The sequence below is a fragment of the Rhodohalobacter sp. 614A genome (assembly GCF_021462415.1).
Lineage (GTDB): Bacteria > Bacteroidota > Rhodothermia > Balneolales > Balneolaceae > Rhodohalobacter.
Genome location: NZ_JAKEDS010000001.1, coordinates 1,702,211 through 1,721,790, shown reverse-complemented (window position 1 = coordinate 1,721,790; position 19,580 = coordinate 1,702,211). Strand labels below are relative to the sequence as shown.

10 protein-coding genes are annotated in these 19,580 nt (G+C 43.8%); 4 read left to right on the top strand and 6 right to left on the bottom strand.

Translation table 11 applies throughout. The features are described 5' to 3' along the window. Positions 1-2: 2 nt before the first annotated feature. Together L0B18_RS06950 and L0B18_RS06945 are read right to left on the bottom strand one after the other, a co-directional pair. On the bottom strand, positions 3-5,921 hold the full coding sequence (locus L0B18_RS06950; protein WP_234570691.1) for a carboxypeptidase-like regulatory domain-containing protein: 5,919 nt from the start codon (positions 5,919-5,921) through the stop codon (positions 3-5). Between the two features lie 10 nt (positions 5,922-5,931). After that, positions 5,932-7,668, bottom strand: a complete 1,737-nt coding sequence (locus L0B18_RS06945) for a hypothetical protein (RefSeq protein WP_234570689.1) — start codon at positions 7,666-7,668, stop codon at positions 5,932-5,934. Between the two features lie 270 nt (positions 7,669-7,938). Between L0B18_RS06945 and L0B18_RS06940 the strand changes: the two genes are divergently transcribed. Next, on the top strand, positions 7,939-8,508 hold the full coding sequence (locus tag L0B18_RS06940) for a sigma-70 family RNA polymerase sigma factor (protein WP_234570687.1): 570 nt from the start codon (positions 7,939-7,941) through the stop codon (positions 8,506-8,508). Between the two features lie 115 nt (positions 8,509-8,623). After that, positions 8,624-11,263, top strand: a complete 2,640-nt coding sequence (locus tag L0B18_RS06935; protein ID WP_234570685.1) for a tetratricopeptide repeat protein — start codon at positions 8,624-8,626, stop codon at positions 11,261-11,263. A gap of 23 nt (positions 11,264-11,286) precedes the next feature. On the opposite strand, the gene L0B18_RS06930 is transcribed toward L0B18_RS06935, so the two are convergent. Then, the gene (locus L0B18_RS06930; protein WP_234570682.1) at positions 11,287-11,784 is read right to left on the bottom strand and encodes an HNH endonuclease; all 498 of its coding nucleotides are present in this window, start codon (positions 11,782-11,784) and stop codon (positions 11,287-11,289) included. Positions 11,785-12,136: 352 nt separating this feature from the next. On the opposite strand from L0B18_RS06930, the gene L0B18_RS06925 reads away from it, so the two are divergent. Both L0B18_RS06925 and L0B18_RS06920 read left to right on the top strand, forming a co-directional pair. Continuing rightward, positions 12,137-13,444 (top strand): Glu/Leu/Phe/Val family dehydrogenase, encoded by a 1,308-nt coding sequence (locus L0B18_RS06925; RefSeq protein ID WP_234570680.1) that lies wholly within the window; start codon positions 12,137-12,139, stop codon positions 13,442-13,444. Positions 13,445-13,468: 24 nt separating this feature from the next. Next, the gene (locus L0B18_RS06920) at positions 13,469-13,873 is read left to right on the top strand and encodes an ATP-binding protein (RefSeq protein ID WP_234570678.1); all 405 of its coding nucleotides are present in this window, start codon (positions 13,469-13,471) and stop codon (positions 13,871-13,873) included. Positions 13,874-13,880: 7 nt separating this feature from the next. Here the strand turns inward: L0B18_RS06920 and L0B18_RS06915 are convergent, their stop codons facing one another. Genes L0B18_RS06915 through L0B18_RS06905 form a run of 3 tightly spaced genes read right to left on the bottom strand, consistent with a single transcriptional unit; the run spans position 13,881 to position 19,383 of the window. Beyond that, positions 13,881-15,209: a TolC family protein gene (locus L0B18_RS06915; protein ID WP_234570677.1), complete on the bottom strand. Its 1,329-nt coding sequence runs from the start codon at positions 15,207-15,209 to the stop codon at positions 13,881-13,883. Further along, positions 15,206-18,307: an efflux RND transporter permease subunit gene (locus L0B18_RS06910; protein ID WP_234570675.1), complete on the bottom strand. Its 3,102-nt coding sequence runs from the start codon at positions 18,305-18,307 to the stop codon at positions 15,206-15,208. The genes L0B18_RS06915 and L0B18_RS06910 overlap by 4 nt, the downstream gene beginning before the upstream one ends. Beyond that, positions 18,304-19,383 (bottom strand): efflux RND transporter periplasmic adaptor subunit, encoded by a 1,080-nt coding sequence (locus tag L0B18_RS06905; protein WP_234570673.1) that lies wholly within the window; start codon positions 19,381-19,383, stop codon positions 18,304-18,306. Before L0B18_RS06905 ends, L0B18_RS06910 begins: the two co-directional genes overlap by 4 nt. Positions 19,384-19,580 lie beyond the last annotated feature (197 nt).

The following is a 19,580-nucleotide window of genomic DNA, read 5'->3' as shown; positions in this document are numbered from 1 at the left end:
TTTTAGAGATCAAGTGAAACCTGTAAACCACGGTTTGAACGATAGTCTACCTCAATACTGCCGCTCACACACAGGCTGGCACCCTTGGGTATAGGGCAATCAAAAAGCCCACAACTTGGCCAGCAAAATTTGGTTTGGCAACCCACCTTACAGTCCCCGATATACCCGGAAACTTTAGCACTTGCCCGGCCGTTTGCCCGCCATACATTATTGATATAACTCCCCGAAACCGAGCCACTGGCAGAGACATCAGCACCGATAACATCAAATCCTAAAAAGTCTACATTCCCCCCGCCGCTCCAATCGCTACCCAAAAAGAACCCATAATTTCCACCTCCGAAATCTGCATTTAACTGGCAACGGGTGCTGTTATGAAACCAGCCACACGCTTCACCAACCAGAAAACCGGCGCATTTTTTGTCTTTCTTGGGAATTCCAAACTCTGTAGCTACATCTAAATGAATGCCATTTATCTCGCCGCCGGTTACATAATCTGATGAGACGAAACTGGTGTATTCCTGGTATTCCGGGTGAGAACTGACATCCAGATTCCACGCTGCGAGGATGTCTGCATTGGCATTAAATAAGTCGAACAAGGAAGCATCGTACCGGGCTCCTACAAACCAATACTGATCTCCCTGTTCCCCGCTGAGTACAAGCCGTGAAGAGCCATCAACGGTGATATTCACATCCTGCAGTTTTTCGAACCCAATATTTACCTCTAAATCGAAAAATGGTTTTCCAAAATCGATGGTAAGTTTAGCGTCTGCAATCTGTTGAGACATAATTGCAACCTGGGCAAGCCCTGTGATAACGGGAGCTCCGTTTCCGGCTTCAACCGTTACCTGAAGAGGATCTAAAGCAATAGCATGTTCAGCTCCCGGCGCCACTGAAATGACTCCCCTCAACGTTATTTCCATTTCGGTATTTGAGGTTGTGTACTTAAATCCTCCACCTATGCCAGACAGAGCTACCGTGCCGAGCTGGATGGGTGGAAGGCCTGTGTTAACATCAACACCAAATGAAATCCCGCCGCTGTTTACCTGTTCGTAAAAAAAGTCTATTTCCAGGTCGAGCGGAGTACCGCTAATTCCGAAATTTCCACTTCCACTGAATCCGGTTCGCTGGGCCGTATCTACAAACCCTATACCGGCTCCAACACTTGCCACTCCGCCGACATCAAAATCGAGATCAATCTTATCGAGAGAGACATCTCCACCCGGTTCATAAGTGATGCCTCCTGCCTGAGCCGTGATAAACGGAATAGCTCTCAAACCAAATTGACCGTCAACATAAATACTGGGTCTTCCAATGTTTTCAAATGTAACTCCGTTGACCGTTAAATCGGCCAAACCGAAGAAGTCTGCTTCAAAATCGGCTGCAATGTTTGCGCTGAATTGCCCGTCCGTTCGAACAAGAAATTCCCGAAACACAAGGCTCTCATCGATATATTTTGGAAGATCAATTTTAGCTGCACCGGTAATGTAATACACATCCTCATTTTGTACTTTTCCGAATGAAATATCCGTGCCCGGTTTAGATTGAAGCTGAACAATGCCGTATACATCGATACCGGTTGATGGCAACGAAAATTGACCGCCGAATATCTGATCCGGTGAAATAGACAGATCAGAAAAGGTGATTTCGGTGGGATCGGATCCCGGAACGCTCAATTCTACAGAGCCTCCAAAAGAAAACCCGGTTTCTGACAACCCGCCGGAAGCCAATTCCATCGCCCAGTTTGCAAGTTCAAGTTCTGGTTTGGGATCCAGATCGAGAGTTGCTTCCCGAACGGTACCATCCGTTCCAATCCAAAACTTCTGTAAAGAAAGGGTTGCAGTGTCCAGCAATGGAATGCCAGCCAGAGTAATATCACCGTTCATATGAAATCCGTCATTTTTCAGCACGCTCTCATTGAGATTCAGAGTCACATCAAAACCATACAACTCAATTGTCTCGCTGGCTGAACCAAAACGAAGTTCAAAGTCCGGCACCCCAATATCAGGAAAAGGGAAAGAGCCATCGCTTGTCAGTGTTACAAGTTCATCTTCCCCAATACCTTCCGGCAGATCATCGGTATTTGGTAATTCCAGGAACTGATCAGCCGCATTGGGCCACTCCCATCCTGTTGCCGATGTAAATGTGGATTCATAATCCACTTCCACCTTTCCGGCCAGATAGCCAATATCGGACGGAATTTGCCGTGATCGTACAACCAGACCTTGTTGGTTTGAGATGGTTACGTGCAGGTAATCAAAGATTTTCGCTGTAATTTCGCTGGCATCGGTTTGAACTTCACCGCCAATAGGTTTCAGAATCCCATTATCTTCATATACCTGAACATCGGAAAAAGGAATTCTCAGCCTTGAATCAACCGATAAGAGATCATTGGATTGAATAGAAACAAATGCCCCGCTGATGGTTGTATCGGATTCGGTGGAGAGTTCATCCACTTCTATTTCGAAACCGAGCAGTGAAGCAATATTAAATTCTGAGTCCTGTAAACTGAAATCAATTGTTTGTTCATCATCTTCGGCAAACGTTGCGGTTTCTGAAGCGCCTACAAATCCTGATTTGGATACTTTCAGCGTCCATTCTCCGGTCGGAATTCCGGGGAGTGTATAGGTACCATCATCCGCTGATGTGGTTGAAATATCTTCCCGTCCCTCTAACCGAATGGTGGCGTTTTCAACTGGATTTCCGTTCGCTGTAACGGTTCCTGTTGCGCGTCCTCCAATCTCCATCGGGATAGTTACGGTGGTCACGTCGCCATTATCTGTAATGGTTACTTCAGTAGAAACCGTTACAAAGTTTGTGCTTCCGGGAGCCACCACTTTCACAGGAACTGTGCCGCTGGGTGCCTCATCAAAATAGATATTTCCCTCGGCATCGGTATTGGCATTCAAACCACCGGAGCCCACTTCCACGTTGGCTCCTTCAATCGGGCTGGAATCGGATATAGCTTCAACAGTTACATCCAGTTTACCGACGGACCGGCTGATGATAATTGTGCCAACATCCTGCACATCGCCGGGAGAACCACTCTCACCCATCAGATCCATAAAGTAGGAGGAGGCATTCTCAAACTGCTGAGGGGATATGTTTAAGTTGTTCTGATTGACGATCTCCAGTGTCTGTGTATTGTTGACATTATATGACTGATACATATTGCCATTGTATCCCATCGCTTCGAAAGGAAGCAACTGTTCTTCTTCTTGATCTTCGTTATCAATATCAATTTGAAAAGATTCCGTATTTACTAATGAATTTGCCCATTGCCCGGTGTTCTGCGCAAAGTTCACGGCCGTTTCCTGATTCCAATCCGTATCTATCGATTCTCTTATTAAATCACCCCAGGAATCTTCATCAGAAACTTCTATTGTGATGGAGGTATCAACATCAGCATGACCCATTTTTCGAATCTGTAATACATGTGTGCCGGCAGTGTTGGCCGTTACAAACCTTCCATATTGATCTGTCTGAACCGGATTGCCTCCGTCCTCCCATTTTACGGTAGCATTACTGACCGAAATCCCTTCATCATTCACAACCTTACCCACCACCGAAATAAGAGTGGGATCAACTATCAATGGATCTCTTTCTATCGTCACCCCACTCTCATTCAATAAAAGTTCCTCTTCATATTTTGCAGTTCTTGAACTCGTAACGGTAAGCTTATAGGGCTCTTCAAGGACGGATGCTGCAGCAATTGTAAATCGCCCCTCCCTATTCGTCATTGCTATTCGTGAATCATTACCTGAGGGTGGTTCTAAGGCCACAACAGCATTTCTGATTGGCGCCTGATTATCACGCCGAACTACGCGGCCTGTGATTGTGGGCGGAGCTTTTGTGAGCTTGTATGTTTTTTCAACCGTTACCGATTCGGTCACAGACAGTTGTGGTGATGCAGAAAGTGTGGTTACCAGCGGGTTAAATCCCTCTGCACTCACCCGGACGACATATCGATCTGCCGTCCCCTTTTTTCTGGGAAAAAGTTGCGTGATAATTCCGGAAGCATTTGTTTCGGCAACTTTCAATACCGTGCTTCCGTTAATGATCTGCCGTGATCCTTCATCTCCGGCATCAAGAGGCCAGCCTTCCGGCTTAAGTGCAGGGGCAACATCATACCAGGCCAGCGGCCTGAAAATTTCGATCGTTGCATTTGCAACCCGTTCTTCATCCTCATGGTCTACCACTGTGGGATACATCCGATAGGTCAATGCGGTTGCGGTCATTATACCGGCATTATAGGTCTTGGCACTGAGCGTACTAACGGTTAAAAATTTCTCTTCGGAGAATGTAAAGTAGGGTGAGTCTACAACAATCTGAATAGAATGGATGGCCGGTTTCAAATCACTCGCTTGATAAACCGGCGAATCTATATTTTGAATATTAACCGTTTGAATTTGAGTCTGCTGGGTAAAATTTGAAAGCGGGCTTCCTGACGATTCTGATTCCTCTGGCTGATTGATCAGCCGGTCGAGTTCAGAGGGAGCAAAGGAAAGTGTATAATTTCCGTTTTCATCGGCTTTGGTAGAGGCAATCACATGAGGGGTCCCATCTATATTAACCACAGCTTTCACTTCGGCTCCCGACATTGGATGAGTCTGTAACTGCTCCGTAATATCAGCGAACTGATTTTGATACTCGTCTATGGATTGCCCAAAATTTTGAACCTGAATATTTCCTGTTATCCCGCCACCATATACTGGAACCGCAAGATCTGTTAATCGTTGTTGATCACTCTCATCTGACTGCTCCCCGCCAATTTGATTGGCAAACCCGGTGTAGATCTGCCCATTATAATTCGCATTTTCTAAACTGTAATTGGGATCATCAATAGCCACCTGTACGTTTGAATCATTTGTAGCAGTGAGATTAATCATATCTCTAAAATCAGAGGGCTGCATTTGTTCAAAACCTTCTGTTGGTCGGAATCTCCAATTTACCCTTCCGGAAATTGTCGTAACTGTTATCAAACTCTCTACGGGAGTAAATGTCATTTCCGGAACGTTAGCAATCAAACCCTGCTCTTCTTCATCTTGCTCAGAGCCAAAGGTAAATACATGAATTTCACTTCTCCCTTCATTCTTAATGGGTATTTCCCCATTTACATCGCGGGCGGTTACCTGCCATGCATAGGTTTTCCCTTCCTCGAGTGGCAAATATCCTCCGGCATAAGGTAAGGTTGTGTTGCCCACACTTAAGGCAGATGCATGTTCACGATTACTCAGAATGGCATCGGCCGGATTTTGATCGTCAAACAGTTCAACCAATAAAAATTCGTATTCAAGAGTCAATCCCGGCGGCCCCATCACTGGCGACCAGTTAAACACCGGGGTGATTATCGCTTCAGAAACCGATGCACCATTGGTGGGGTTAATCAGAGTTGGTGGCTGAGGATAGCGTACCATAAAATTTGCCATCCCCGGAATTCCCGGCATTTGGGAACCAACAATTTGAGGCTCTACCGTTACGGTGTAATTTCCTTCCGGGAAAGATCCTGTTTGAAAAGCCTGGCGGAATCGGTTACCGGGAAGGTCTTCCAGTATTTCGCGAGTGGTTGATTCAAACTCAACAAAATTGGGAAATGGGCTGAGTACGTGAAATCCCGAATCAAAAGTGCCCGGCAAAGAGATTTCATCGACAAGAACTTCGCTGTCCAACGTTAAACGCACATGAAATCGCACCTGGACTGAACTCGTCCCTGTCACGTTTAGATGAACCTGGTAATTGCCAGATCGAATATTCTGCTCAAAATCACTGATATATGGACTTGGAAGAATTTGAGAAATGCCTGTAACGGTAGCCTGAACCTGGCTCTGTGCGTGCAGAACACCTTGATTTACATAGATTGTCAGAAGTAAAAACAGGAACCATTTTATAAAGTGTGTCATTCTATGGCTTATCTCTTTATGCATCGTTCTTTTTTTAAAATCGCTGTTGAAATCTAATTCTGGCTTCCATTTCTGAAAAGCCTTGCCCGTCACCCTGCATGATTGTATTATTTTGACTTCGGAGATTCAGTTGCAGGCTGTTGTATGAAGTGATGGAATACGTTGCAATAAAACTCCCATTCACCTGGAGATTTTTATTGGTGATTTCTTGATCGCCAAAGGATCGCTCAAACTGATTCTGTGATACATTTACCGTTACATTCAGATTCAATTTTCGTTCAAATAAAGCGTATCCGGCTCCGGCAGATCCGCCGATAGTGGTAAATGTATTGCCAGGGGCATCACCGAACACAGCATTTGCCGAGCCGTTAAGCATTAATCCAGTGGGCATAGCAAGTGAATAGCTGGCAGCCCCCGTCTTGGTATTGGATTGATTGATTTGTTGCTCACCATCCAAAACAGGATACTCCACAGTCATGTCCTGGTAAATACCCGTAATAGAGAAATTATGCGTTGTACTTCCATCCATGATTGTAAAACTGGGAAACAGTTGAAAAACCTGGGAAACCTGGCTGTGCTGCCCCCCGGAACCAGCTCCTGCAGATTTAGTAAATGATTCAAAACGTATGTATCCCCCGCCAATATTGATTTGATTTGAAACACGAACCATCGTTTTCAGATTGAGGTTCTGTTGACTTTGGGTGGAGAGGCGATTCCCCAACAAATTATCTTCACTCAAAGAAAAAGTGCCGTCCAGCGACCATCGATCATCAAAAAAACGAAATGCCGGAGAAACGGTAAATGTATGCTGATCATCCCGAAGCTGGCGTATACCCATACTTTCATAACCTGGTAAAATTCGTTCGTATTGAGCTCTCATATCAAAAACATCAAAACTAAACTCAGTATGAGCGACGCCTGCGTACGACAGTCTTGTACTGTTCCTTGGTGTGTACAACTTTGTTAGAAAAGATGGTACATTTGCTTCATCTGCCGAAAGAACCGGGCTGGTTTGATCTCTTGTATAAGCAGAAACGGTTGTCTCCGCACCAATTTTAAATGCTTCTTCAAAAAGAGAAACCTGGAATTTCGGAGTCATACCTATATTCTCGGCCGGTGGTGCAAGGAAATCCGGTCCGTAAGCCACACTTGCCGTATCCGGAATGGAATTCATTTTATCTTCCCCGTAAAATCCAGAAAGGCTAAAATGGCTTTTCTCCTGGTCACCCACACCAACTTTTGCTGCGTAAATCCATCGTTCGTAGGACGGTCGTCTCAGGTATTCTTCTCCAAAATCGTAAACTGACCGGTTCAAACGGCCAAATCCTAATTCAATAAATACAATGCCGGGCGTTAATTGGAGTTCCGCTCCTCTAATTGTCGTTCCCCGAATTCCATAATTAGCGTAGTCCGGATTTACGTCTCCTGCTGAAAGTGTTATCCAGCGCCAACTGCCATAAAAGCCAAATTTGTTTAGCGACTGACGAAGCTTGTTATCATCCGTACTATAGCGAATATCCACCCCTGACTGAAGGCCGAGAACTGAAAAATCGACATTGGCAGTGAAGAGCCCGCCAAGAGGCTGCCTGCGGTTTATGTCTTGCGTGGTTGTGTAGGCATGACTTTGAAATCCAACCGTTCCGCTATATGTAAAAGGCTCAATATCAGTGTCTCCTATAGTCTCTTGCGAATAAACATTTGGTACGAAAACGGTTGCTAAACATAGCCCTAAAAAGAAAACGGTTATATTCCGCATTTTCGTAAAATGCATTTTTTGCAAATTTCTGTGGGATGAATAGTATTTCCTCCTAAAAAAACACCTATAAATCCGTTTGCTATTTGTGATTAATACCGGATGTGATCATCTTTACTTGATTGTAGCCTGAACGACAGGCAGGAAACTTCCGGTTTTATGATCCGGGATGCCTTGGAGTTCATGCCAGACTGATCATTAAGCCGCTGCAAATACGGCCATTGTTCTTTACTGAGTAATGCGTAATCAAAAATGGAAATGGTCCATTTATTTTCAGAAACCCCCTAAATGAGCGATAAAAGTAACATAACCCAGCTTCTGCTAACCATTAATAAGGGAGACCAGGATGCTTATAAGAAATTGTTTGAATTGGTTTATGACGAATTGAGAAGGATTGCCAATCGCCAATTGAACTACGAATATTCTGATCACACCTTCAGCAAAACCGAGCTCGTGCACGAAGCCTATTTAAAAATGATCGATCAGTCGAAAATTGACTACAATGATCGAACACATTTTTATGCAATCGCCGCTCGTTCCATGCGGCAGCTTTTGGTAGATTACGCCAGGAAGAAAAAAGCGGATAAACGCGGCGGGGGCAATGAACCACTTCCGTTAGATGAGCATCTTTTTCATCTCAAAAAACATGCTGAAAATATCATTGAGCTCGATGAACACCTAGATCAACTCTCCGAGCTGGATGAGCGGCTGGGCCAAATTGTTGAATTGCGTTTCTTTGCAGGCCTGAATATTGATGAAACAGCACAAATGATGGGTCTGTCTGCCAGCACAGTAAATCGGGATTGGGCAAAAGCAAGAGGCTGGCTTTATCAGCGATTGAAATCAAAACACGGGTAATGGCTTTTCACATTCATTGACAGCGTAAATTTTCGCCTGTCGAATTTGATATAATTTCGAATCTTTCACGCATTCATAATTATATATGAGTGGACGTACAACGGAATAATTGGCTATGGATAAAAAACGTTGGAATAAGATTGTTGATATTGTAGATGATATCCTTCAAATGGATGGGATTATCGATCAGGATGAAGCTTTAAAAAAATGGTGCGAGGGTGATTCTGAATTAAAAAATGAGGTCCTCAATCTTCTTGAATCCATTGAGAATTCATCGGATTATTGGAATTCGCTTTTTGAATCAAACCGGATTTTTATTGGCGATCTGACTCAGAATTATGGTGACCAAAGAAACGGACATGGCAGCCTTTCAACTCACCCGCTGCCGGATATCGAATCGAAAATTCCCGGACAAATCGGTTTTTACCACATCCAAAAAAGAATTGGAATTGGAGGAATGGGTGAAGTTTACCTGGCCAGCCGTATTGATGAAAAGTTTCATCAGAATGTAGCTTTAAAATTAATACGGCATGGTATTACGTCTTACGAACAGGCTAACCGATTTGAACAGGAACGAACCATCCTCTCTTCTTTAAACCACCCAAACATTGCACGACTTTTAGATGGCGGTATTTCTTCGGATGGGCGATCGTATTACGTCATGGAATATGTGGATGGAGTTCCGATTGACAAGTACTGCAAGAAACATGGTTGCAGTCTTCATCAACGGCTAAGCCTGTTTAAACAGGTTTGCAGAGCCGTACAATATGCACACTCCAATTTCATTGTCCATCGCGATCTGAAGCCCGACAATCTGCTCGTTAACAAAGAGGGTATCGTAAAAATACTGGACTTCGGCATCGCCAAAATGGTTGACGACAGCCTTGACGAGCAGGCTTTGCTGCAAACCAGTGTTGGCCTCAGGATGCTCAGTTTAAAATATGCCGCTCCGGAACAGATTACGCTTGAGCCAATCACTACTGCAACCGATGTCTATTCACTCGGGATTCTGCTATATGAATTGCTAACCGGCTCACATCCATTTGACCTGAAAGGAAAAAGCCTTCAGGAAACGGAATACATTATCCGAAACCATGTGCCAGATCATGCCAGTTCGGTACCTGGCGACTTGCAGCTTAAATTAAAAGGAGATCTGGATGCCATCATTTCTAAAGCGCTAAGAAAAGAGCCGTCTGAACGCTACGAGTCTGCCCAAAATCTTATTGAAGATATTGAACGGTATGAGAATTCAATGCCGGTTAAAGCTCGCCGCGATACTGTTTCCTACAAGTCAAAAAAATTTATACGCCGCCACTCCATCCCACTATTATTTACAAGTCTGATTTTTATCCTGGTTTCCGGTTTTACCCTTTTTTATACATACAGAATTTCGCAGGAAAAACAGGTAGCAGAACTCCAAGCTCAAAAAGCGGAACAGGTGACACTTTTCCTAATGGATATGTTTGAAGCCAACAGTCCCTCGCAAACCGGCGGAAATAACTTTAATGTTCAGGATATGCTTGTGCGGGGTGAAAACGAAGCCGGAAAACTGGAAGGGTATCCGGAGTTGAAAGCCCAAATGTATGAGGTAATCGGCGAAGTATACCGCCGGCTTGGGGACTATAATAAATCTGAATCATTATTGAGACAATCGCTTCAAATCAGACAGGATTTATATGGAAACTATCACGCTGAGACAGTAAGTGCTTTCGATAAACTGGGTTTACTTCTTATCAACAAAGGAGATTTCTTCACTGCCGATTCCATCTTAACACTTGCCCTGGATATTCGGGAAAATTACATCCATTCCACAGGGCCCGCCCTGGCCCAAACTTTGAGTAATTTGGCTTTTGCCACCCGAAGAATAGGTGATAATGAAACGGCTGAACCACTTTACCGAAGAAGTCTCGAAATTCGGGAGGAACATCTCGGTCCTGATCATCCGCTGACACTCGAAAATATGAACAGTCTCGGCGTTGTATTGCATTATAAAGCTAAATACCGGGAAACAGAGGAGCTCTTTCGTGAAATCCTGGAACGCCGCCAAAACCTGTTGACACCTCTCCACCCTGATATAGCCATCAGCCAGAACAGTTTGGGAGCACTGCTGATGAATCTTGGCAACTACGAGGAAGCGGACAGCCTGCTGAAGGAAGCTCTTTTTATTCGAAAAAAACTATATGGAGACAACCATCCATCTGTAGCACTTACACTAAATAACCTGGCTCTTTCTCACATTGAGCAAAATAGGTTAACGGAAGCATCCGATTATGTAGAAGAAGCATATCGAATCAGAAAAACACAACTTGGAGAGAATCATACCAATACAGCCATCTCAAAATTCACGATGGCAAAGCTAATGCTGAAAACCAATCAGCCGGATTTTGCACTCCAGCTGTATGAAGATGCTTATCAAATATTCAGAAAGAACTTGTCAGAAAACCATTCGTTCACAGCGCAGTCTATGCTTGGAATCGGATCGGTCTATATGGTTTACGAAGATCTTGAAACGGCCCGGTTTTACTTCGACGAAGGATTCTCAAAGATGAATGAAACCTATAACAAAGTTTCTTTAGAGTATGTGCTTGCCAGCATGCAATATGCTCCATTTTTGATGGAAACCGGAAAAAATAAAGACGCATATGAAATACTCTCCACGGCTTCTGAGACACTTAAGTTAATTGAGAATCGGGAAAGTGAACGGCAAAAATACATCTCAACTCTTCTCAACCGGATTGAACAAAATGGTACTTAAAATTTAAAAAAAGCTGAAGGTGTTTACATATACAGGTAAGGCTTCCAGTGTTCCTGTACTCCTCCCAAAAGGTTCTGGAAAAACGTAATATGTACGGGGCGGTAAGGCTCTACTTTTAACGGCATGTTCGCCTCATCCGGAGTGCGATTTCCTTTCTTTACATTACAGTGATTGCATGCCGTCACCAGGTTTTCCCAACTATCTTCACCTCCTCTGCTGCGTGGCATAACATGATCGAGCGTAAGGTCAGATTTTGTACCACAGTACTGGCAGGTATGCCTGTCTCTCTTCATCACATTTCTGCGAGACAGTACAATTTTTGCATATGGAAGCCGAATATATCTTCTAAGACGGATGACTGAAGGGTAAGAATACTCGTCATCTACCGTTCGGATAACTTTTTCCGGATCGTCATGAAGGAGTTCTGCCTTTTCAAGGAATACCAATTTCACAGAGCGTTGTACGGAACAGATGCTGATGGGTTGGTAATCCTGATTTAGAACAAGTACGTCGGAATCCATGGGTTAAGTATTAGCGATACATGTAGAAGATATATTGCATAAAATGAATCTAAAGCCTAAATAGTATGGCTTATTTTGTTCAAAATTTCAACTGAAAATTCTTTTTAATCATTCTTACCTATACGCGAAACGCACACACTTTGGATTTAAATGGTTGGTCATAAAATCTTAACAGACAATCACCTTTCTTAACAGCCATATAAAACAATTCTTTCCGATCTTTTTTTGGAAAAAATGAGGGAAAAATTAACTCAAAAAAGAGTTTCTCCTTGGATAAAAAGCCAGTATTTTACCTGATGAAAATGACTATTTTCGTCTATTTAAAATCAAACAAGCGCTTCCATAACTATTTATGACAACCAGCAAAGGTAACTACAGCTCTTCTTACTATAAAGAACCCGGACCCAAATTAAACACAGAATCCCCCTTTGAATCCATGATGGAACGTTTCCGTTTTGCAGCGGAAGTTCTTGAACTTGACGAGGGTATGTTTCAGTACCTGGCAAGTCCTGTAAAACAGGTTATTGTCTCCATTCCTATCATTATGGATGATGGCAGGATTGAAGTTTTTGAAGGATATCGTGTCATCCATGACAATGTATTAGGTCCATCGAAAGGCGGAATACGTTATGCGCCCGATGTAAATCTGGATGAGGTTAAAGCCCTTGCCTCTTGGATGACATGGAAATGTGCCGTTGTAAATGTTCCTTTTGGAGGAGCCAAAGGCGGCGTCCGGTGTAATCCCAAAGAACTGTCGCGGACCGAGCTTGAACGTCTTACCCGGCGATATACCTCCAATATGCTCGATATCTTTGGCCCGAATAAAGATATTCCCGCGCCTGATATGAATACCAATGAGCAAATTATGGCGTGGATTATGGATACCTACAGCATGAACGCCAAACGCACAGAGACAGCAGTTGTAACCGGTAAGCCAATTATCCTTGGAGGCTCACAGGGACGCAAAGAAGCCACAGGACGAGGTGTAGTGACCGTTACTCTTGCAGGGCTGAATAAGCTTGGAATGATGCCCAATAAAGTTACGGTAGCCGTTCAGGGGTTCGGAAATGTGGGATCCGTTTCCGCACAACTTATGTACGAACAGGGCGCAAGCATTATTGCTATTAGCGACATTTCAGGTGGTTATTACAACAAGAGTGGAATTGACATCCCGGAAGCCATTCGATTCTCTAAAAAGAATAATAATACGCTTGAGGGCTTCCCGGGAGCTGAACCGATTTCCAATGAAGAACTCCTTGAAATTGAATGTGACGTACTAATTCCAGCCGCTAAGGAAGACCAGATCAATCGACATAATGCGGGGAACATTAAAGCGAAAATAATATCTGAAGGAGCGAATGGCCCTGTTACTGCTAACGCAGATGCCGTGCTTGAAGAAAAGGGGATTATGGTAATTCCTGATATTCTTGCAAACGCCGGTGGTGTTACGGTTTCCTATTTTGAATGGGTTCAGGACCGACAGGGTTATTTTTGGACCGAAGAACGTGTAAACAGACGTTTAAATCGTATGATGCGAAATGCTTTTGATAATGTTTATGGCGTAAGTGAAGATTTTAGAATAACTTTACGCCAAGCTGCTTATGTTTATGCAATAGACAGAGTTGCAACAACATTGAAAATGCGTGGTATATACGCTTAACATAACACTTTGAAATACGGCGATATGTCGAAACAGATTTTTCGGCTCTCACTGAATTCGACTTATGAAGAGTCGGAAAAAGTTCCGGATTTTGTAACGGAAATTCAGGAAAAGAGTCAATTAGAAGAAGACGCTACTGGCAACCTCATGCTTTTGCTCAGCGAAGCTGTCACAAACGCCATTGTGCATGGCAACAAACTTGACGAATCAAAAAAAGTTGAGGTTGAGGTCCACGTAAACTCAGAAAAAATTATTTCCACTGTTAAAGATCAGGGAAAAGGATTTAATCCAAAGACTACAAAAAATCCACTCAAAGAGGAAAATTTACTACGTGATAGCGGCCGCGGTATTTTTCTGATCCGGGAGATTTCTGATTCGATGGACTATCTTGAGGACGGTACTAAAATCAGATTCTCTCTAAGCAGATAATTTCTTTTTACCGTACGACCAGAGCGTCAATATTGCCACTTAACTGAAGCAATTCTGTCTCGGCTATTTTAGCTTCGTATTTGGCATTAATCAGCCTGTTTTCGGCTTCCAGGAAAGTCGTCTGAGCTTCCCTGAATTCGAGCGAACTGATGCTTCCCAGACGGAACCGTTCCAGCGCAATATCGAGCGTACGTTCAGCATTTTGGTAGTTATCTTCCTCCAAATCTACCAGCTCAATTGCGTTTGTATATGCACGAAATGTGCTCTCAAAATTAGATTCTATTCGCAGCCTTTCCTGTTCTCTGCTGATTTGTGCGTTTCTTTGGTTAATCTTTGCGTTCTGGATACGACGGTTGAGATTAAATCCATCAAAGATGGGTACTCGGGCAGTCAGACCGTAAGAAAACCCTACACTTTCGTTAAAACTGAAAAACCCACCGCCGCTTTCATTTCGGCTGTATGTATACCCGGAGGTCAGTGATATTTCCGGAAACCGTTCTCCACGGATTTCGCGTAACTCAAGTTCAGAAATATCTTCTTGGGTTCTGGCAATGGCGAGCTCGGTATTCCCTTCAATTAAATTCTGAAAGAGTTGTTCTCTTGCCAGTGAACGATTTACTGAAATATCACTTGCAACCTGGAATTCCTCTCCCGGGGTTCGGCCGAGAAGTTCATTTAAATTAATTTTAGCTTCGGTAAGCATATTTGCTTCCCGAAGATAGGCGGCACGGTCTTCACTCAAATCAGAACGTGCCTGTAGAAGATCGTATTCAGAACCTGAGCCCAGATCTACTTTGGTTTCTTCGATTTCAATCCTTTCTTCGGTCACTTCAATATTATTTTCCAGAATTTTCAACTGCTCGCTGATGCGAATAATATTGAAATAAGTGAATGAAATATTGGTCACCAGAAATTCCTGGTCTAAATCGAGCTGCATTTCACTGAGGTTGCGCAGTTCTCCCAAACGATTGTATGATGAGAACATTCGCAGGCCGTCAAAAACTGTCCAATCGAGATTTATACCGGCGTTTGTAGTGCTGCTTTCTGCGCCGTCGGTTATTCTTGATTCTCCACCGGCCTGAAATTCGCTGTCTTCAACACTCTCTGTTCTTGAAGCTGTTGCATTGAGAGCGGGAAGAAACCCGGCATTTCCCAGCGAGTGATTATTCTCTGCCTGCTCTACCTCATTTCTGGATATTTGTATGCCATAATTGTTTTCCAAACCTATAGCTATAGCTTCATCCAGAGTTAGTAATTCCTGCGCAGTAGCAGTTGAGCTGCCCCAAAAAATGATAAAAAATACAATTACAAATTTACCTGTTACTCTAAAACTCATACTGACGCCGGCTCCATTTTTTCGGCTTTATTAGCTTTTTCTATGATTTCCTGATTGTCCGATTTTTCTGAAGCGAAATAACTGTAAATAGCAGGAATTACGTAAAGCGTAAGGAAACTACCAATCAGAAGTCCACCGATAACCGCAATACCCATTGACGTTCGGCTTTCCGCACCGGCGCCCAAAGCCAGTGCAATTGGAAGAATACCCAGGATGGTTGAAATGGATGTCATCAAGATAGGTCGAAAACGAACGGCTGATGCATCCAGAATAGCTTCCATAACCCCCATGCCTTGCTCTTGCCGCTGATTGGCAAATTCGATAATCAGAATACCATTTTTAGCAATCAAACCGATCAACATAATGGCACCAATCTGGCTAAAAATGTTCAGGGTTTGATCGAAATACCAAAGGGATAACAAGGTCCCAAAAATGGCCAATGGCACAGTAAACAGGATAATAAAGGGATCCCTGAAGCTTTCGAATTGTGCGGCCAATACCAGGTAAATCAGCACCAGGGCAAGACCAAAAATAAAGTTCAGGCTTGCGGCGCTTTCAGCAAAATCCCTGGAGGGACCGCTTAAATCCGTAATAAACGTACCTGGCAGCACTTCTTCGCTAATTTCATTCATTGCGTCAATGCCATCACCAAGCGTATAACCTGGTGCCAGAGAGGCAGAAATCGTTGCTGATTTAAACCGGTTAAAGCGATACAGTTGAGGCGGCGCACTGGTCTCTTTCAGAGAAACGAGATTATCCAACTGAATTTGCTGGCCGGAAGCACTTCTTACAGAAATTGTTCGTAAATCAATCGGCTCATTTCTGTATTGGCGTTCCATCTGACCAATCACTTCGTACTGTTTTCCATCAATGATAAAATAGCCAAACCGGCTTCCTGATAAAGAAAGTTGTAATGTTCTGGCGATATCGCGAACGGAAACCCCCAAAACTCTTGCCCGGTCACGGTCAATATTTAACTGAACTTCGGGCTGATTGAATTTCAAATCCACTTCAGCAAAGTTGAATGCCGGGTGATTGTTGGCCGCCTGTACAAATTCCGGAATCACCTCCTCCAGCTGCTCAATATTTTGGGCCTGAAGTACGTACTGAACAGGCAATCCCCCTCGACGGTTACCAATTGATTGCGGCTGAGATACAAATGTTTGCGCTCCTGAAAGATCTGCCAGAACGGTGGACATATGATCTGCAATCTCTTGTTGAGAACGTTCGCGTTCACTCTTGTCAACCAATGTCAAGAAACCAAATGCCGAGTTTACGGATGATGAAGCTCCGAATCCGGGTGAAGTTACCGTATTGATGGAAGCAAGCTCGGGGACATTCTCCTCAATCGCATCGATCATACGATCTACATAGTTATCCATGTATTCAAAAGAGGCACCTTCCGGAGCGGTGGCAAATATTCGTAATTGGCCACGGTCTTCAAGCGGTGCAAGTTCTTTGGGAATGGTTGAATAAAAAATTGCAATAAAACCGAATGTGGCAGCAAGAATAAGGAATGCAACCCATCGGTGCTTCATAAACGATTCCAAAGAATTTTTATAAGCGTTATTCATTCTCACAAAGAAAGGCTCGGTCATGTTGTAGAACCGATTTTTCTTCGCTCCCTGCGATAAAATTTTGGTAGCCAACATCGGTGTAAGTGTCAGTGCCACAAATGAAGAAATAATAACGGCACCGGCAATTACCACTCCAAATTCCCTGAATAAACGACCGGTTGTTCCGCCAAGAAAAAGAATGGGAAGAAATACAGAAACCAAGGCCAGCGATGTTGCAATAACGGCAAAGAAAATTTCCTTGGAACCAAGAATTCCAGCCTCCATTGTAGGCAGCCCCTGTTCCATCTTTGAGTAAATATTTTCGAGCACTACAATTGCATCATCCACCACAAGGCCAATAGCAAGTACGATAGCCAGCATTGTCAGTACGTTGATGGAAAAGCCGGCCACATACATCACGAAGAAGGCTCCAATCAATGATATCGGAATAACCACAATCGGTATAAGTGTGGTACGCCAATCCCTCAAAAAGAGAAAAATGATAGCTACCACAAGTGCAAGTGCAAGAAAAATGGTCTGTTCAACTTCATCAACGGACTGCTGAATGTATTCGCTTGTATCAAAGCCAACAGCAATATTAATATCTTCGGGAAGTTCCTGCTGGATTCGTTCTACACGCGCAAAGAATTCCTCGGCAATATCCAGCTGGTTTGATCCGGGTTGAGGCATAGCTACAACACCAACCATCGGCACTCCATTTCGTTTCAGAACGGTTCGTTCATTCAGGGCCCCAAGCTCGGCCTGACCAATATCGCGGAATCGAACTTTGCGGCCGTCTTCTTCACGGATGATCAAGTTGTTAAACTCATCAGCTGAACTCAGACGCCCCATGGTTCGTACGGAAAGCTCGGTTGTCATCCCTTCAATCCGTCCGGATGGCAATTCCACATTTTCCCTCATTAGTGCATCCTGAACGTCCAGCGGAGTTACTCCATAAGCGGCCAGTTTCAGTGGATCCATCCATAAACGCATGGCATACTCTTTATCGCCCCAAATCCTGATTTCACTAACGCCCGGAATCGTCTGGAGTTGCTCTTTGAAGATATTATCCGCAATGGCTGTAAGATCCAGCAGATCCCTTCGATCGGTATTCACATTTAAAAACACAATGGGAGTTACATCGGCATCGGCCTTGGTTACCGTAGGTGGATCGGCATCAGGCGGCAACTGACCTTGTGCACGTGAAACCCTGTCGCGAACATCATTCGCAGCTGTTTCGAGGTCCACTTCCAGATCAAATTCAACTGTAATTGTACTTCGCCCTTCACGGCTTACTGATGTAAGTGTTCGAATTCCCGCGATACCGTTGATCGACTCTTCAAGCGGCTCGGTGATCTGGGATTCAATTACATCGGCGTTTGCGCCCACGTAACTGCTCGAAACGGTTACTACAGGCGGATCAACGGAGGGATATTCTCTCACTCCAAGATAGAAGAAAGAAATCACCCCAAACAAAATAACAACAATAGACATCACCGAAGCCAGAACCGGACGGCGAATACTTAGAGAGGATAAGCTCATATTTCAGTGGATTTAGAAAGTTCTGTGACATTCACTTCCATTCCGGGTCTTACCTGCAATAACCCTGTAGTCAAAACAACATCGCCAGGCTGGATTCCCTCTACAACCTGAACTTTTTCGCTGTTTCTTATTCCTGTCCGGATGGCCTGCTCGGAAACCACACCATCTCGAACTATGAATACTTTTTGTGAATCGAGTGCGGGGATAATGGAAATTGTCGGAACCATTAGCGCATCGTCAATTTCATCCAGAATCAACGTAATATTTGCAAATGCACCGGGATAAAGTAACTGACCGGAATTATCGCTGACAGCACGTATTTGCAACGTTCGAGTGTCGGTATTGATTCGGGGCTCGATGGCATATACCTCTCCGGTAAACGTGGAATCCACTCCCTGAACGGCAAAATTAATTTTATCACCGACTGTTACCCTCGAAATATATCTTTCCGGAACAGAGAAATCGATCTTAATCGGGTCAACTTCCTGCAAGGAGGCAATGCGTGTATTGGGCCCGATGTAAGATCCAACGCTAACATACTTCAAGCCCACTATCCCGGAAAACGGTGCGTGAATTTCAGTCTTCTCAATCTGGGCGTTAATCAGTTGAACTTCAGACCGAAGAACGTTTACCTCATTGAGGGTTGCATCGTAATCTTCCTGGCTGATACCACCTCGTTCAAGCAACCGCCCCTGGCGATCTTCTCGCTGTTCGGCAAGATTTAAGCGAAATTCCGCTCTTTGCTTCTGTGCCTGAAGTTCACTGTCATTAATTTTAAGCAGTAAATCTCCGGCTTCAACTTCGCGGCCTTCTTCCAAATAAATATCCGTAACAATTCCGGAAGCTTCTGCACTAAGTTCTACTACTTCGTTTGCCTGGATGGTTCCGCTGGAATAAATTTCATCTTCAATAGTTTCATATCCAACTTCTACCGCCTGAACTTCCAGAATGCCAGTGGTTTGAGGATTTCCGGCTGCCTGATCCTCTCCGGTTGAACTGAATAAGGGTTTTACTTTGGGATAGGATAAACCACCTATAACCAAAAGAATGATGATAATTGTAACTATTCTCTTCAAAAAAATGTACCTGTGTGCCTTTGATTTGTCTTAATAATGTCCGAAAACGAATAAAGTTAAGACATAGTTCTGAATAATGAATCAATTCATTGTAAAATAATGTTGCAAATTCCTCGCAAGTTAAAAAGAATTAACTAATGTTTTAAATTGAAACAATGAAATGGCAATGGTATGTTTTACCATTCAAAAAGCTTTAA

Bases quoted from the DNA above. Each gene is read 5' to 3' on its own strand.
- L0B18_RS06920 (WP_234570678.1), top strand. From the start codon at position 13,469: ATGTCGAAACAGATTTTTCGGCTCTCACTGAATTCGACTTATGAAGAG.
- L0B18_RS06925 (WP_234570680.1), top strand. From the start codon at position 12,137: ATGACAACCAGCAAAGGTAACTACAGCTCTTCTTACTATAAAGAACCC.
- L0B18_RS06950 (WP_234570691.1), bottom strand. From the start codon at position 5,921: ATGCATAAAGAGATAAGCCATAGAATGACACACTTTATAAAATGGTTC.
- L0B18_RS06940 (WP_234570687.1), top strand. From the start codon at position 7,939: ATGAGCGATAAAAGTAACATAACCCAGCTTCTGCTAACCATTAATAAG.
- L0B18_RS06910 (WP_234570675.1), bottom strand. From the start codon at position 18,307: ATGAGCTTATCCTCTCTAAGTATTCGCCGTCCGGTTCTGGCTTCGGTG.
- L0B18_RS06935 (WP_234570685.1), top strand. From the start codon at position 8,624: ATGGATAAAAAACGTTGGAATAAGATTGTTGATATTGTAGATGATATC.
- L0B18_RS06915 (WP_234570677.1), bottom strand. From the start codon at position 15,209: ATGAGTTTTAGAGTAACAGGTAAATTTGTAATTGTATTTTTTATCATT.
- L0B18_RS06945 (WP_234570689.1), bottom strand. From the start codon at position 7,668: ATGCATTTTACGAAAATGCGGAATATAACCGTTTTCTTTTTAGGGCTA.
- L0B18_RS06930 (WP_234570682.1), bottom strand. From the start codon at position 11,784: ATGGATTCCGACGTACTTGTTCTAAATCAGGATTACCAACCCATCAGC.